At 68.3% G+C, this 14,817-nt stretch carries 12 protein-coding genes; 3 read left to right on the forward strand and 9 right to left on the reverse strand.

Annotated elements, in window-relative coordinates:
- Positions 1-8 precede the first annotated feature (8 nt).
- From ACYVIO_RS41555 to ACYVIO_RS41595, 9 genes are all read right to left on the reverse strand, one after another.
- Positions 9-2,486 carry an alpha-mannosidase gene (locus tag ACYVIO_RS41555; protein ID WP_460656529.1) on the reverse strand — a complete coding sequence of 826 codons (2,478 nt, stop codon included), beginning with the start codon at positions 2,484-2,486 and terminating at the stop codon, positions 9-11.
- Positions 2,483-3,094, reverse strand: coding sequence for a D-sedoheptulose-7-phosphate isomerase (locus tag ACYVIO_RS41560; protein ID WP_460656530.1), 612 nt, complete (start codon positions 3,092-3,094; stop codon positions 2,483-2,485). The genes ACYVIO_RS41555 and ACYVIO_RS41560 overlap by 4 nt, the downstream gene beginning before the upstream one ends.
- Positions 3,091-4,059 (reverse strand): ROK family protein, encoded by a 969-nt coding sequence (locus ACYVIO_RS41565; protein ID WP_460656531.1) that lies wholly within the window; start codon positions 4,057-4,059, stop codon positions 3,091-3,093. Before ACYVIO_RS41565 ends, ACYVIO_RS41560 begins: the two co-directional genes overlap by 4 nt.
- Before the next feature lie 10 nt (positions 4,060-4,069).
- Entirely contained in the window at positions 4,070-4,900 is an 831-nt protein-coding gene (locus tag ACYVIO_RS41570; RefSeq protein ID WP_460656532.1) for a carbohydrate ABC transporter permease, read from the reverse strand.
- Positions 4,900-5,871, reverse strand: a complete 972-nt coding sequence (locus tag ACYVIO_RS41575) for a carbohydrate ABC transporter permease (RefSeq protein ID WP_460656533.1) — start codon at positions 5,869-5,871, stop codon at positions 4,900-4,902. The genes ACYVIO_RS41570 and ACYVIO_RS41575 overlap by 1 nt, the downstream gene beginning before the upstream one ends.
- Positions 5,872-5,875: 4 nt before the next feature.
- Positions 5,876-7,243 carry an ABC transporter substrate-binding protein gene (locus ACYVIO_RS41580; protein ID WP_460656534.1) on the reverse strand — a complete coding sequence of 456 codons (1,368 nt, stop codon included), beginning with the start codon at positions 7,241-7,243 and terminating at the stop codon, positions 5,876-5,878.
- 207 nt (positions 7,244-7,450) lie between these two features.
- Positions 7,451-8,506, reverse strand: a complete 1,056-nt coding sequence (locus ACYVIO_RS41585; RefSeq protein WP_460656535.1) for a LacI family DNA-binding transcriptional regulator — start codon at positions 8,504-8,506, stop codon at positions 7,451-7,453.
- Positions 8,507-8,545: 39 nt separating this feature from the next.
- Positions 8,546-10,234, reverse strand: coding sequence for an alpha-amylase family protein (locus tag ACYVIO_RS41590; protein ID WP_460656536.1), 1,689 nt, complete (start codon positions 10,232-10,234; stop codon positions 8,546-8,548).
- Between the two features lie 11 nt (positions 10,235-10,245).
- Positions 10,246-11,997, reverse strand: a complete 1,752-nt coding sequence (locus tag ACYVIO_RS41595; RefSeq protein WP_460656537.1) for an MBL fold metallo-hydrolase — start codon at positions 11,995-11,997, stop codon at positions 10,246-10,248.
- Positions 11,998-12,116: 119 nt separating this feature from the next.
- Here ACYVIO_RS41595 and ACYVIO_RS41600 point away from each other — a divergent pair, with 119 nt between their 5' ends.
- The 3 genes from ACYVIO_RS41600 (at position 12,117) to ACYVIO_RS41610 (ending at position 14,641) form a co-directional block, all read left to right on the forward strand.
- Positions 12,117-12,758: an HhH-GDP family DNA glycosylase gene (locus ACYVIO_RS41600; RefSeq protein ID WP_460656538.1), complete on the forward strand. Its 642-nt coding sequence runs from the start codon at positions 12,117-12,119 to the stop codon at positions 12,756-12,758.
- Positions 12,759-12,956: 198 nt separating this feature from the next.
- Positions 12,957-13,442: a MarR family winged helix-turn-helix transcriptional regulator gene (locus ACYVIO_RS41605; protein ID WP_460656539.1), complete on the forward strand. Its 486-nt coding sequence runs from the start codon at positions 12,957-12,959 to the stop codon at positions 13,440-13,442.
- Positions 13,439-14,641 (forward strand): MFS transporter, encoded by a 1,203-nt coding sequence (locus tag ACYVIO_RS41610; protein WP_460656540.1) that lies wholly within the window; start codon positions 13,439-13,441, stop codon positions 14,639-14,641. The genes ACYVIO_RS41605 and ACYVIO_RS41610 overlap by 4 nt, the downstream gene beginning before the upstream one ends.
- The last annotated feature ends 176 nt before the right edge of the window (positions 14,642-14,817 follow it).

Here is a 14,817-nt window from a genome sequence, read left to right on the forward strand (position 1 = left end):
CTGAACATTCAGCGGATCACACCCGGCGGGGGCTTGGCCGGGTCCCACTCGAGCAGATCGACCTCGGCGGCGGGAGTGTCCGCGGCGGCGCCGAGGACGAGGGTCTTCACCTCACCAGGGCGGAAGACCGTCTTCACACTGCGGCCGAGGAAAGGCAGTTCGACGGTGGCCTCAGCTTCGCGGCCGCTGGTCTCGTAGCCGCGCACGACGACCGCGCCGTTGTCGTCCTCGTCCTTCTTCAGAACCGACAGCACGACCTGGTCCGCTCCCGGGCCGTCCACGCTGACGAAGGACTGCTGCTCCGGCAGCGGCCCACGATGGAAGCACTCGATCAGCGGTGTGACCGGCTGGTTGAGCACCGCAGCCTGACGTACGACGCCGGCTGCCCGCCAGTCCCCCGCGTGCGGCTGCAGCCGGTACCGGAACTTCTGGATCCCCTGGTCGAGGTACTCGTAGATCCCGTCGTCGTCCAGCTGCCGCGGATCGTGCCACGCGTACACAGGCGACCGCACACAGGTCATCGCCAGCACCGGCCGCCCCGGCACCGTGCCGTCCACCGCGAACGAGTACTTCCCGTCGTTCAGCAGCGCGACTCCACCCGCATCACCGGACACATCGACCCACGCGTGAGACGGCACCTCTTCGCGGTTCTGCTCCCGGACCAGCGAGCCGTACGGAATCTCGTGCGTCGCAACCGAGCCCTCCACCGCGAACGGGAAGCACAGCTTGAGCGTCTTCAACCGCTCGCGCCAGTCGATCGTGACCCGCACCTCGACGGCGTCGGCGCCCGCGTCCAGCACGTACTCCTCGACCAGCGTCGACCGCTGGTACGCCGACTCGACGCGAACGATCTGCCGGACCGGACCATCCGCCAGCCGACGGATCCGGGTCACCTCGAACGCACCCGCCGTCTCCCACAATGAACGGACGCCGTGGCTCCAGGTGTCGGTGTCGTCGTCGATCACCTGCGCGTGCGGAACCTGCTTCTTCCGGCCAGGCACCAAGTTCGCGCCGTCGTCGACCGACAGCGACTTCAGCCACCCGGTCTTCGGGTCGATCTCCGCGCGGACGACGCCGTTGTCCAGGACGAGGTCGTCCCGCACCGGCGTACCCGCGTGGTACGACGAGTCGCCCGGCCGCATCGAGTAGAGCTGGTACCCCAGCGCCGGCAGTTCGGCCACGAAGGCGACCCGCCGCCGGCCGTTCGCGGTGGCCGCCGACCGGACCTCCTGCATCGGCAGAGGCCGTCCGGCCAGCCCCTCGGTCACCTCGATCGCGCCGCGCAACGGCGCCGGGTAGCCGAGCTCGAGCTCGACTGTCGCGGTCACCGGCCACGGGTGCGGGTTGAACACCACGACCGGCACCATCGCGGTCTCGGCCGGTACGTCGATCTGCCGCGCGATCGACTGGATCGAACGGTTCGCCAGCCGGGCCGCGATCGCCTTGGCCTCACCGAGCTGGTCGCGGGCGTCGTCGTACGCCGGTTCGATCGCCGTGCCGGCCGCGATATCGTGGAACTGGTTGAACAGCACCTGCTTCCAGGCGTGGCCCAGCTCGGCGGTCGCATCCGGCGTACCGCTGAGCGCGCCGGCCACCGTGGTCCACTTCTCGGCGGCGAGCAGCAGCTGCTCGGCCAGCCGGTTCTGCCGTTTGACCTCCGAGTGCGCGGCGTAGCACCCGATCGCGTGCGGCTGAAGCTCGGTGCCATGCACGGGAATGTCGTCGAACTGGCGGGCCTCGTCGAAGAACCGCCGCATCGTGGACGGAAACATGGTCGGGAACAGGTCGCGCCGGGCCAGCTGCTTGATCGACTCGATGTTCTCGATCGTCGGCCCACCACCGTGGTTGCCGACGCCGTAGAACACCATCAACGGCTCGGTGGTGACCGGGAGCTGCTGCAGCGCCTTGGTCACGTGGCCAGAGATCTCACCACCCGGCGAGCAGTACTCGTGCGGGATCCGGTAGGCCAGCACCCGGGAGCCGTCCATCGACTCCCACCAGAACTTCTGGCCCGGCAGCTCGCGCTCGTGCGCCTGCGGCCGGAGGAAAGCGTACGAGTCGAGCCGGGACTTGCTCAGCAGCTGGGGCAGCGTCGCGTTGTGCCCGAACGGGTCGACGTTGCAGCCGACCGTCGCGATCACCCCGAGGTGCTCGGCCAGCCAGCGCTGCGAGTAGAGCGCGTGCCGGACGAACGCCTCCCCGCCCGGCAGGTTGCAGTCCGGCTCGACCCACCAACCGCCGACGATCTCGAACCGGCCCTCCGCGACCCGCTTGCGGATCCGGTCGAACAGGGTGGGGTCGTGCTCGGCGATCCAGCTGAAATAGGCCACCGAGTCGGCGGTGAAGACGTAGTCGGGGTACTCGTCCATCCGGTCCAGGGCCGAGCGGAAGGTCGCGCGGACCTCCTGGTACCCCTCCTGCCACTGCCAGAGCCACACCGCGTCGATGTGGGCGTTGCCGATCATGTGCAGCGGGCCGCGCGTCACGGAATCTCCATGGTCTCGGGGTCGTCGGACTCGTACGCCCAGCGGTCGACCAGCTCGCTGATCAAGTGCAGGGCGAGCACGTGCATCTCCTGGATCCGGGCCGTCTCCTCGGCCGGTACGACGACCGCCAGGTCGGCCGACGCCGCCAGGTCGCCGCCACGGGTCGAGGTGAACGCCACTGAGCAGGCGCCGTTCGCCCGTGCCGCGGCCAGACCCTTCACCACCGTCGGCGACGTACCCGACGTGCTGAACCCCACGACCATGTCCAGCGGCCGGGCCAGCGCCCGGATCTGCCGGGCGAAGACGTCGTCGTAGGAGTAGTCGTTCGCGATGCAGCTGATCACGGCCGCGTCGCCGACCAGGGCCACCGCCGGCAGCGGCCGCCGTTCGCGCAGGTACCGGCCGATCAGCTCGCCGACCAGGTGCTGGGCGTCGGCCGCGGAGCCGCCGTTCCCGTACGTGTACAGCACGCCACCCGCCGCCAGCCGCCGGATCAGCTCGTCGGCGACGGCCTGCACCTGCGGCAGGCAGCCGCGCATCGCGGTGGTCACCTCGGCGTGCCGGTCCAGCTGTGTGTGCAGCAGCCGTTCGACCTGAAGCTCGGTCATGCGTCGCCTTCCCGGCGGTCGTTGGATGACATTCGGTGGAAGGCGATGGCGGCCGCGCCGAGTACTCCGGCCCGGTCGCCGTGACGGCTCAGGACGACGTCGCACGCCTTCGCCGCGGGTGGCATCGCCTGCCGCAGCGCGGCTTCTCGGACCGGATCCAGCAGGAAGCCGCCGGCCCGGGTGACCCCACCGCCGAGCACGACCAGGTCCGGCTCGCAGACGTTGACGATCACCGCCACCATCCGCCCGAGCATCGCGGTCGTCTCGTCCCAAACAGCAGAAGCCAGCTCGTCCCCGGCCCGAGCATGGTCCGCAACGTCCCGAGCGGTCAGATTCGCCACGGAGGTCAAGGAAGAACTTCTGTGATCAAGCGCTTCTTGAGCTCGGCGGGCTATTGAGGTACCGGAGACGTAAGCTTCCGCGCAGCCTCGGGCGCCGCAGCCGCACTGGCGGCCTTGCCAGTCGACGACCACGTGGCCGAGCTCACCGCCCTGGCCCGCAGCGCCACGGAAGAGCTCGCCGTCGATCACGACGCCGCCGCCGAAACCGGTCGAGATCGTCAGGTAGACCAGGCTGCGCACGCCCCATCCACCCCACCGGTGCTCACCGAGAGCCGCCGCGCTGGCGTCGTTCTCGACGTACGCCGGACGACCGAGCCGCTCGGTCACCAGCCGGCCCAGCGGCACCTCATCCCAGCCCGGCAGGCCGGGTGGGCCGAGAATCACGCCGGTCACCGGATCGAGCGGGCCGCCGCAACCGACGCCGACGGCAACTACTTCGGGATGGCCTGCCTCGGCGAGCGCCTTCTCGCCCAGGTCGAGCAGCCGACCGACGGCCGCGTCGGGACCGTCGTGCACGCCGGTCTCGATGGTGCGGAACGACTGGACCGTACCGTCGGCACGGACCACGCCGGCCGCGAGCTTGGTCCCGCCCACGTCCAGGGCGAGCACGCATGGATCAGGCATGAGGCTGCGATCAGCCCTTCTGCGCGGTGGTCGCCACGCCGTCGAGGATGTAGCGCTGGCCGAACGCGAACAGCACGATCATCGGGACCACCGCGATCACGCTCGCCGCGATCGCGATCTCCCACTCGTAGTGCCCGGACAGCGCGAACGCGTCGATGATCGACTTCAGCCCGCGCGGCATCGTGAAGTAGTCCGGAGTCTGCAGGTAGATCAGCGGCTTCATCAGGTCCGACCAGCTGGCCTTGAACTCGAAGACGAACACGATCACCAGCGCCGGCTTGCACAGCGGGAACGCGATCCGGCGGAACATCCCGAAGTAGCCGCAGCCGTCCACGCGGGCCGCCTCGAACAGCTCCCTCGGGATACCGAGGAAGAACTGCCTCAGCAGGAACACGTAGAACGCCGAGCCGAACAGGTTCTGGGCCCACAGCGGGATCTGAGTGTCGATCATGCCGAGCTTGTTCCAGATCAGGTAGACCGGGATCATCGTCACCGCGCCGGGCAGCATCATCGTCGAGAGCAGGACGCCGAACAGCAGGTTGCGGCCACGGAACCGGAAGTAGGCGAACCCGAACGCCACCAGCGCGCTCGACAACGTGACGGCCGCGGCGGCCATGAAGCCGACCGTCAGGGAGTTCACCAGCCAGCGCATCACCGGTGCCGTGTCGAACACCCGCGCGTAGTTCTCCGGCTGGAAGACCTGCGGGATCAGGCGGTTGTCGAAGACCTGGGCGCGTGGCTTCAGCGACGCGCTCACCAGCCAGACCAGCGGGTAGACGAACGCGAACGTCGCCAGCACCAGGAAGGCGAGGAACGGCAGTCGTTTCCACGGGACCGTCATCAGCGCTCCCCGTGGTAGTAGACGTAGCGGTTGCCGATCCGGAACTGCAGAAAGGTGATCAGCAGGATGATCACGAACAACAGCCACGCCATCGCCGAGGCGAAGCCCATCTTGAAGAACTGGAAGGCGTTCTGGAACAGGTAGACCATGTAGACCAGCGACTCCTCCGAGGCCGACGCCTTCTGCTGAGGCCCGTAGAACATCGTGTAGGCCTGGTCGAACATCTGCATCGCCGCGATCGTGTTGGTGATCACGGTGAAGAACAGCGCGCCGGAGATCATCGGCACGGTGATGCGGAAGAACTTCGTCAGCGGTCCGGCGCCGTCCAGGTCGGCCGCTTCGTACAGCTGCTTCGGTACGCCGTTCAGCGCGGCCAGGTAGATGACCACCGTGCCGCCGAGCGTCCAGAGGCTGACGACCGCCAGCGACGGTTTGAGCCAGTTCGGGTCGGTGGTCCAGTTCGGTCCGTTGATGCCGACCCAGCCGAGCACCTTGTTCACCAGGCCCTGCTGACCGTTCAGCAGCAGGAGGAACATCGCGCCGGCGGCGACCGCGGGTGTCATCTCCGGCAGGTAGAACGCGGTCCGGAAGAAGCCGCCGGCCCGGCCGACGCGCATCAGCATCATCGCCAGCACCAGCGCGAAGACCGTGCCGAGCGGGACGAACAGCGCGGCGTACACGAAGGTGTTGCTCAGTGACTTCAGCACCCGCGGGTCGTCGAACAGCTCCCGGTAGTTCTCCAGGCCGACGGCCTTCGGCGCCTGGATCATCTGGAAGTCGGTGAACGACAGCACCAGGCTGGCGATCATCGGACCGGCGGTGAAGATCAGGAAGCCGATCACCCAGGGCGAGATGAAGGCCCAGCCCGCCCGGTCCTCCTGGCGGGCCAGCGGGCTGCGTCGCGGACGACGGCCGCGGCGGACAGGCTCGGCCTGCCCGTCCGTCACGACCTGCTCGATCGTCGCCGTCACCGGATCAGCCCTGGCTCGCCTTGTCGAAGGCGGCCTTCGCCTCGGTCTGCGCCTGGTCCAGCGCCGCCTGCGGGGTCGCCGTACCGCCCAGGGCCTTGCCGACGGCGCTCTTCCACGCCGCGTCGATCTCGGCACCGGCCGCGGACGGGTTCGTCGACCGGGCCGCGTCGAGGACGTCGTAGTAGTTGTTGATCGCCTGGTCGAAGCCGGCGTCACCGGTGGGCTTCAGGTACTTGGCCTTGATCTGCTCGTCGGCCGTCTTGTTGCCGGTGAACAGTCCGGTGAAGAAGCTCTTGTCCTGGGCAACGGTCTGCATCCGCGCCTCGGCCGCCTTGTTCCAGGTCTCGACCGAGGTCATCGTCTTGGCCCACTTGCAGGCCGCGTCGGCGTTCTTCGCGCCCTTCGGCACCACCCAGGCAGAACCACCGATCGTGCTGATCGGCTGCCCCTGACGGTCGGTGAACGGCGTCGAGGCCAGCTCGAGCCCGTTCTTGCGCGCGTCCAGCAGCACGTTGACGTACCAGTTCTCGATCGGGAACGCCGCCAGCTGGTCTTGCGTGAACTGGTTCTTCTCCCCGAACAGGTCGAAGGTGTCGCGGAAGGTCTTGAAGTTCGACCAGCCGCCCTGGTCCTGGATCAGTTTCAGCGCGAAGGTCAGCGCCTCGACCGCCTTGGGGTCGTTCAGGTTCGGCTCGCCGCCCGGCTTCACCAGCTCCGCGCCGTTGGCCATCGCCCAGAGCGGGAAGAAGTCCGGCAGCTTCGGGTCGAAGCCGATCCGGGCGGGCCGGCCACCCTTGGCCTTGTAGAGCTTCTTGGTGGTGCTCTCCAGCTTGTCCCAGTCGGTCGTCTGGATGTCGGTCACCGGTACGCCGGCGGCCTTCAGCGACTTTCCGCTGACCAGGTTGGCCGAGACGGTGTAGAACTCCGGGATTCCGTAGGTCTTGTCCTTCAGCTTGACCTCGTTCATCGCGGCCTCGCGGTACTGGGTGGTATCGATTCCATTGTCCGCGACGCAGTCGTCCAGAGGCACGATCGCGCCCTTGGCGGCGTAGGTGCCGATCAGGTTGCGGCCCATGTAGACGACGTCCGGCGCGTTCCCGCTGGAGACCGCGGTGAGGAACTGCTGGGCGTCGAAGTCACCCTTGTTGTTCTTCACCGTGACGCCCGGGTAGGCGGCCTTGAACGCCGCGATCCGCGACTGCGCGACCTCGTCCTCACCGCTGAAACCCATCACGTTCAGCGTTCCGGACGGCGTGGTCTCGGCAGACCCGGTGCCACTGCCGCCGGAGTCGTCCTTGTCCCCGACGCCCGCGCAGGACGTCAGCACCAGTGCGCTCGCTGCCAGCACCACGGGCAGGCGGAGATGCTTCATTGCGGGCTCCTTACCTCACAGGGGAACGACTCCGTGCGGAATGTGGCATCGATGCCACATGCGATGCCAGGCACCGTATGCGGGCGGCCGAGAGGTCGTCAAGGCGTCGTGGACCAGCTGGTGGACAACAGGGCTCTGCTTGCCCTCCGCGAGAGCGCGTCCACGCGAGTGCGGATCAAGTGCTGCGCAGCGACGCGGTCGAGCCGGTCAGGCCTTCGGGGCAGGCCCGGTGGAGCCGCGGACGATCAGCTGCGGCGCGACCCGGACGATCCGGCGGCGAGCGGGCAGCTCGCCGCGGATCCTGGCGAGTAGCAGCCGGGCGCAGTTCCGGCCGAGATCGACGGTGTGCTGGTCGACCGTGGTCAGCGCCGGCTGGACCAGCGACATCCACGGCACGTCGTCGTACGCCGCCAGGCTGATCTCGCGAGGAACCTTCGTACGGCGTTCCTTGAGCTCGGCCAGCGCACCCTGGGCGAGCAGGTTGTTCGCCGAGATGATCGCCGTGACGTGCTGCTCGTTGAGCAGCCGCCGGGTGGTCTCCTGCGCGGCGCCGGCGTCGAAACTGGTGAAGGCGATCAGATTCTCGTCGACATCGAGGTCGTGGTCGGCGTGCGCGGCCCGGAAACCGGCCAGCCGGCCGGCGCCGGTGGACCACTTGGTCTCGTCGATCAGCAGGCCGATCCGGGTGTGGCCGAGACCGATCAGGTGCTCGGTCAGCTCGCGGGCACCCGCCTTGTTGTCGCTCAGGACGACGTCGCTGCCGGACCGGCCCAGCTCACGGTCCGCGCAGACCACGTGAACCCCGTTGTCCTGAAGGATCCGCGGGCAGGCCGCGGTCACCGGCGTCACGATCACGCCCGGGACCCGCATCGCCAGCAGCGTCTCGGCGGCCTGCATCTCCTCTGCCGGGTCGCCGTTGTCGTTCACCAGCACCATCTGGTACTCCGCCGCGCGCAGCTCCTCCTCGATCCCGGCCGCAAGGTCGGCGTAGAAGGGGTTTCGCAGGTCGGAAATCAGCACGCCGATCGACGTCGACGACCGGCTGCGCAGGTTGCGCGCGTTGTGATCGAGCACGTAGCCGATCTTGGCCGCCGCGGCCCGGACCCGGTCGCGCACGTCCGGAGACGCGTACCCACGGGTGTGCAGCGCGCGGGAAACCGTTGACGGTGAAACCCCGGCCTCGCGGGCAACGTCCTGGACGGTCGGGCGCCGGACCGCCTCCACCGGACGCGGACCGCGCGCCTGCTGCCCCCGCGTATTCATGGCCCGCAGTCTAAGCGCTCCCCCGGCGGCCGCCGGGGACTACTCGCGCGCCGCCGCGCCGAAGGACCGCCAGCTGTCCCGGACGGCAGCGAAGTCGTCGGGGCCGAAATCGTGCCGGTCGGTGTCCGTGCCGTCGACGTAGTACAGCGCCGGAACACCCAGATCGTGCTGGATCTTCAGGTACTCACGCCACTCGGCGTGGCTCGGCATCATCCAGCCGTCGGTGTCGATGCCGAGCTCTGGACAGGCGGCTTTCACCACTCCGGCCCGGTACGTCATGTGCCGTCCGACGTACCCCAGCTCGGCCTCCTCCGCAGCGTGCAGTACGTCGTTCAGCCGGATCATGTCGGTCACGTCGACGAACGCCGAGTTCGGGGTATGGGTGACCACGAGGGCGTCCGACTTGGTCCGCTTGGCAGCGTCGTACACCAGCCGCAACTGCTCGTGCAGCAGCGCGGTCCCCCAGCACGAGCCGCTGTGCCGCAAGGACGCACCCGACGGCGTCCTGGCGGTGAAGTCGATCTTGAAGCCGTCGGCGTCCAGTCCGTCCGGTGACAGCATGAACTCCACGGCTCGCGTGATGAGGTCCCGGCCGGCCGACGCCTCCGGATCGAGCCCGACCGGCAGGCCGGCGGGGTCGGTGATGCAGGCCTCGACCGGCGCACCCTCCTCGTCCCAGGCCTTCCACCACAGCAGTACGCGCTGGCCGGCCGCGTGCCGCTTCGCGATCCAGCCCCGCAGGTCCGGCCACTTGAGTGGGTCGGGGCGGCAGGTCGCATACTCCTGCTGCCATTTGTCGTCGATCACGACGGTTTGCGGCACGATGCCCTGGTCGGCCAGGGTCTCCAGGAACTTGTCGTAGTTGGCCTGGGTGGCCAGCGGCTGCGGCGCCTGGTCTGTCCTCGCGGCGATCGCGCACTGCGCGCCCCAGCCGCAGAAGATCGTTCCCTGCCACCAGTCCTGCTTGTACGCCGTCCGCCGCGGCACCACGCCGTACTCGTCGAGCAAAGCCCGGTGCCGGGTGATGACGTCCTCCGGGTCGGTGCCGCCGAGGTGCAGGACCAGCAGCGGCGTACGGAAGGAGCCCTCGACGGCAGTGTGGCCCTCGTATTCGAGGCGCAACGAGAAGCCGCCGGTGACCGGGGCGTAGTGGTAGTTCGTGAAGGTCTGCTCGCTGATGGGGGCGACTAAGCTCAGACCGAACCACTGGGCGGAGTCCGGAGTGACCGCGAAGCACCAGGGGGCCGGTGAGAAGAGCCAGCGCTCGATGCCCGGCTCGCTGCCTTCTCCGCACGGACCGATGGTGGCCGCCTCCAGCGCGTCACGGATCACGCGGGTCGGGTGGTCCGGATTCGGCGACCAGGCCTGGGTGAGGTTCGATCCGCTGGGCAGGAACCCGCGTGGTGTCCGGCGGCCGCCCAGCAGGTGCAGGTCGCTGATCCGGCCGCTGCCAGTGACGGTGGTGGACGACTCGATCCGGTCCGGGAGGAAGCGGGTCGTGGTGACTCTGGTCTCCCACACCGTGCTCCTGCTGGTTGTGGTCAGCAACAGCTCGCCCGGACGGCTCTCCTGGTCGAGCTGGATCTCGCCGAAGGTCTCGTCGACACCTCCGACGGTGTCCAAAGCCGTGTACAACCGCAGCTTGAACCACGGTCGGCCGTCCGATCCCTGGACGGCCGCGTAGGCCTTGGCAGCATTGACCTCGACCACATAGTCGCCGATTTCCACCGAGTTGCTCCTCACGAGATACGGACGTCGATCAGGGCTTCGGCCAGCTGCCCGAGGTAGCGGCCGTCGCGGGTCACTGCGGCGGCGACCCGCGCTCGCCGTACCGGCCGCTGCACGTGCGGTACGACGCGGAACCGCCCGGTCTCGACCTGCTCGCACTCCCACCCAGCAGGCACCACCAGCTCAGCCAGCCCGTCGGTCCGCACGGCCAGCTCGAACGCCTTCCCGTCCACCGCGTCCACCCGGTACGGCGTGATACTGGTCGGCGCGTCAGTTGGCGGCAGCAGAGCCCGGTGGACCCGGGCCACCTCGGCTCCGACTCGGCTGAGCTCGTCCAGGTAGGCCTGGTCCACTACTCGCGGATCCCAATGCCCGGAGATCATCAGCTCCGGCTTGAGCCGCTGGTAGAGCGCTGCGGAGGCGGCGTAGTCGTCCGGCTGGAACAGGTTGGCGTACTGGAAGTTGGGGATCTCCGCTTGCTCACCGGGCACCCAGCTACCAGTCTGCTGGTCTCCGGTCGCCAGCACTTCGCGGCCGTCGGCGGTAAAGCCGATGGCTGAGGCGTAGAGCGTGTGCCCGGGTAGTGCGTGCATCTGCAGCTCGTACTCCCGCCAACGCACAGCCGACCCGTTCGGTACGTGCCGTTCGCACCTGATCGGCTCGTACCAGAGGCAGGGCAGGTCGTAGCCGGTCGGATCCTCCAGTACGGCGGCCACCGGGCTGGAGGCCCATACCTGGGTGCCCTCGACCTCACGCAACAGGTTGAACGCGGCAACATGATCGTCGTGGTAGTGCGTCGGTACGGCGACCTCGACCTTGTCGATGCCGTAGTCCCGGCGCAGTGCCCGCAGGCTCGGCAGCCAAGGTCTAACGGTGAAGCGCTCACCACCCTGCGGGATGCCAGTGGTCAGGTCGTAGCCGTAGTCGATCACCAGGGCGGTCCCGGCGTCGCTGAGCAGCACGTAGCTCCGGGACTCACTCGTGCGGTTCATCAGCAGGTGTGGACTGAGTTCCACGAACGGCTGCTCCAGCTTGTCCAGCAGCCCGCTGCTGAACCCCATCCTGACGCGGTGCAGATCGGCCAGCGCGTCACTGGTCTTCCGAACGGCGTCGGCCGGGTCTGTCATCGGCTCGCCGTGACTGGGCAGCAGAGTGGTCGGCCCATGGTCGAGCAGTTGGGCCAGCGACGCCATGGTGAGGCCTGCGCCTTCCAGCCCCACGTACGACCACTGCAGTGCGGCGGCCGACCAGACCTTGCCCGGGCTGTGCAACAGGTCGCCGACGAAGGCCTGTCCGCCGATCAGGTAGGTCACGCTGCCCGTGGTGTGGCCGGGGGTCGGGATCGTGGTCACTTCGACGTGGCCGACCTGGCGGGTGCTGTAGTCCTTCATCACCCCGGTGACTGGCACCGACTCCAGCAACGAGAAGCGGTCAGGGCGCAGGTCGTAGTGGTTGACCACGGTCCGGCGTTGCCAGTGATGGTCGACGTCAGCGATCAGGCCCGCCTCGTTCTCCGGCACCCAGATCCGCGCGCCCGCCGCGGCCAGCGCAGGCAGACCCTCGACCTGGTCCCGGTGGTGGTGGGTGACGATCACGTCGGTGACTCGGTCGACGCCGAACCGGTCCAGCTCCTTCAGCCAGCGGCCCGAACCCGCGTCGACGGCGACTGCCGTACGGCGTTGCGGATCGATCAGCAGGTACACCACGCAGATGTCGTCAAGGGCAAGCACGTCCTGGCCGACGGTCCGAGGGGCGAAATTCATCTCCCCACCCTAAACACCACCGGTAGCCGGCGACCAGGGGGTGTGACATCGATTCCACATCGGAACGAAGCCGGCGCCGGCGATGCATGCGGGCAGACGTTTCGGGCACTGGAAGATCCATGCGATCCGAAGCCTTGGTAGATCTTGTGATCGAGCGTCATGGCCGGACCTATGCTCAGGAGGCAGGTATCCGGCTGGCCGACAAGCCGGCGCCGCTGTTCCAGCTCCTCGTGCTCTCGCTGCTCTTGAGCGCACGCATTTCGGCCGACGTGACGGTGGCCGCCGCCAAAGAGCTGTTCGCCGCCGGCTACCGCACACCCCGTGCCATGCGAGACGCTACCTGGCAGCAGCGAGTCGACGCCCTCGGCCGCGGCCACTACCGCCGGTACGACGAGCGCACGTCGACCATGCTCGCCGAGGCAGCTGAGCACCTCCTCGACCACTGGAAAGGCGACCTCCGCAAGCTCCACGCCGAGGCCGGAGACGAGGCGGCCGAACTCGCAACGCTCTTGCAGGAGTTCAAAGGCATCGGCCCCGCGGGCGCCGACATCTTCCTTCGCGAAGCGCAGGCGGTCTGGCCTGGCATCGCTCCGTACGTTGACGACCGCGTCAAGCAAGGGGCCAAGCGCATCGGCCTCCCACTGACATCGATCTCCGGCTCTGCAGAGGACGCCGCAGCACTCTGCGCCGCCCTCGTCCGCCTCTCCCGCGACACAAATGCTGCCGAGCAGGTGCTCCACAGCAAAGAAGCCGCGAGGTAGGCAATCCGACCAGGCCTGTGCCTGATGCCCGCCGGCAGCAGTTCGCCGTACAAGCCAGGCGCCGTGACCGATGCCGTGACGACCACTCCCCGACCCGCCGTCGCCCAGGGTGAACTGAACCTCGGATACATAGCCTCGCGCTGATTGATCGCTGTCAAGCCGTTGCGAACCGCCCGTGACATGACATATGAATGAGTCATGCATGAAAGCAACCTGTGGGCCGCTTGGACCCTGCGCAGTCACGACGTACTGACAGCCGCCCTTCCAGACGGACTGGGGCTGCGGGATGCCGCCGCGTTGACTCTGGTCGAGAGTCACCCGGACTGTTCGGTGGACTGGCTGCTTGCGCGCATCGGACTGACCCAGTCGGGGACAGTGCGCCTGATCGACCGACTCGAGGGACTGGGATATGTGGCTCGCGCGCGGGCCGGTCGCGGGGTTCGGTTGAGTCTGCTGCCAGCGGGACGTGACGCGCTGCAGCAGTGGAACGAGGCGCGGGAGGCCGCCGGCGAGGAAGCCCTCCGCGGACTTTCGCCGACGCAACGCAGCGAGCTGAACGCCCTGCTCGGGCAAGCCTTACGTCGTACGGAACGACTGCGCGTCGACGCCGACACGACCTGCCGTTTGTGCGACTGGACGGCCTGCACGAAGTGTCCGGTGTCGGAGTCCGTGGAACACACATGAGTGTCGCCGCGCCCACCACGACCACATCGCTACCGCCCGCGATGCGCCGGCTGGCAGCGGGCTGGACCCTGGCGTCAACCGCCGACAACTTCTTGATGTTCGTCCTCCTGTGGAGTGCGGGCCCGCAAGGCTGGTCCGGGCCGGAAACTGCCCTGCTGATAGTGGCGATCAGGCTTCCTTCCGTCGCCGGAGGCGTTCTCGGTGGCCGCGCGGTCGACCGCTTCGGACCAGTGCCGATGCTCCTACTCGACGCCGTCACCAGAGTGATCCTGATGGCAGGGCTCGCGATCACCTCCTGGAACGGCGAACTGCAGATCTGGACCGTCCTGGTGCTCGGCGCCGCCGCCGGAACAACAGCACCACTCAGCTACGCCGCCGCCCGGACCCTCGTACCGCGACTGGTGAAACCCCATCTTCTCGGTAAGGCGAACGCGCTCCTCAGCATCGGCGACCAGTTGCCCTTGCTCCTCGGCGCGATCCTGACCGGTCCCGCCCTCGGGCTGCTCGGCACGGGACCGGCGTTCCTACTCCCCCTCGCGATGCTCATCGCTGTCGCCGTCATCGCACTACGCCTGCGACGAGCGGCGCAACACGCACCAGACCATCGACCTGACGATGCCCGTACGGCGGGACGCCGAAGCTGGCGCTCGACGCGGGTGATCGGTCTGATCGCTCTGTCCGTGGCCTACTACTTCACGTACGGACCGTACGAAACGATCATGCCGTACTTCGTCCGCGAGCAACTCGGATCCGGACTCGGCGGCTACACGCTGATCTGGTCCTCCTTCGGCGCCGCCGCCTTGCTGACGCTGCGACTCGCCGACCGCCTCTCACGACACCGCCCGGGCCTGATCAACGCCATGGGCGCGATCGCCTGGGGAGCACTCATGCTCCCGCTGGCCTTCGTCCACGACCTTCCGGCCGTCGCGATCGGCTTCGCGGTCAGTGGAGCGATCTGGGGCCCGTACGCCGCGATCGAGACCACCGCATTGCACCGCTGGACCGACCCCGCCGACCACGGACGGATCTTCGGCACTCAACGCGCGCTGCTCGCCATCGCCTCACCCCTGGGAGCCGCCGTAGGGGCCTTGGGCATCGACCACCTCTCACCCCCGGCGATCCTCGCGCTCTCAGCCGCCGGCTGCACCCTCGCAGGCCTCGCCGCCCTGACGATCCGCGACCTCCGCCGATCGCGCTGAGGAATCTCCCTGGGTACCGGAAGAGTGGCCTGTCTGGAGAGAGGCAGGCCTTCGGGGTGCACGAAAGGACCTCACGATGACGGTAGGTGGAGTCGACACGTACTACGACTACAAGGAGCAGCGGTGGATGCACCGCAGGCTAGGCGGAGGACCGGTCCGGCCGGACTCTCCAGCAC

The sequence above is a fragment of the Kribbella endophytica genome (assembly GCF_054781295.1).

Excerpts from the sequence above, each read along its gene's own strand:
- ACYVIO_RS41580 (WP_460656534.1), bottom strand. The coding sequence starts at position 7,243 with ATGAAGCATCTCCGCCTGCCCGTGGTGCTGGCAGCGAGCGCACTGGTG.
- ACYVIO_RS41560 (WP_460656530.1), bottom strand. The coding sequence starts at position 3,094 with ATGACCGAGCTTCAGGTCGAACGGCTGCTGCACACACAGCTGGACCGG.
- ACYVIO_RS41600 (WP_460656538.1), top strand. The coding sequence starts at position 12,117 with ATGCGATCCGAAGCCTTGGTAGATCTTGTGATCGAGCGTCATGGCCGG.
- ACYVIO_RS41605 (WP_460656539.1), top strand. The coding sequence starts at position 12,957 with ATGCATGAAAGCAACCTGTGGGCCGCTTGGACCCTGCGCAGTCACGAC.
- ACYVIO_RS41570 (WP_460656532.1), bottom strand. The coding sequence starts at position 4,900 with ATGACGGTCCCGTGGAAACGACTGCCGTTCCTCGCCTTCCTGGTGCTG.
- ACYVIO_RS41595 (WP_460656537.1), bottom strand. The coding sequence starts at position 11,997 with ATGAATTTCGCCCCTCGGACCGTCGGCCAGGACGTGCTTGCCCTTGAC.
- ACYVIO_RS41610 (WP_460656540.1), top strand. The coding sequence starts at position 13,439 with ATGAGTGTCGCCGCGCCCACCACGACCACATCGCTACCGCCCGCGATG.
- ACYVIO_RS41565 (WP_460656531.1), bottom strand. The coding sequence starts at position 4,059 with ATGCCTGATCCATGCGTGCTCGCCCTGGACGTGGGCGGGACCAAGCTC.
- ACYVIO_RS41585 (WP_460656535.1), bottom strand. The coding sequence starts at position 8,506 with ATGAATACGCGGGGGCAGCAGGCGCGCGGTCCGCGTCCGGTGGAGGCG.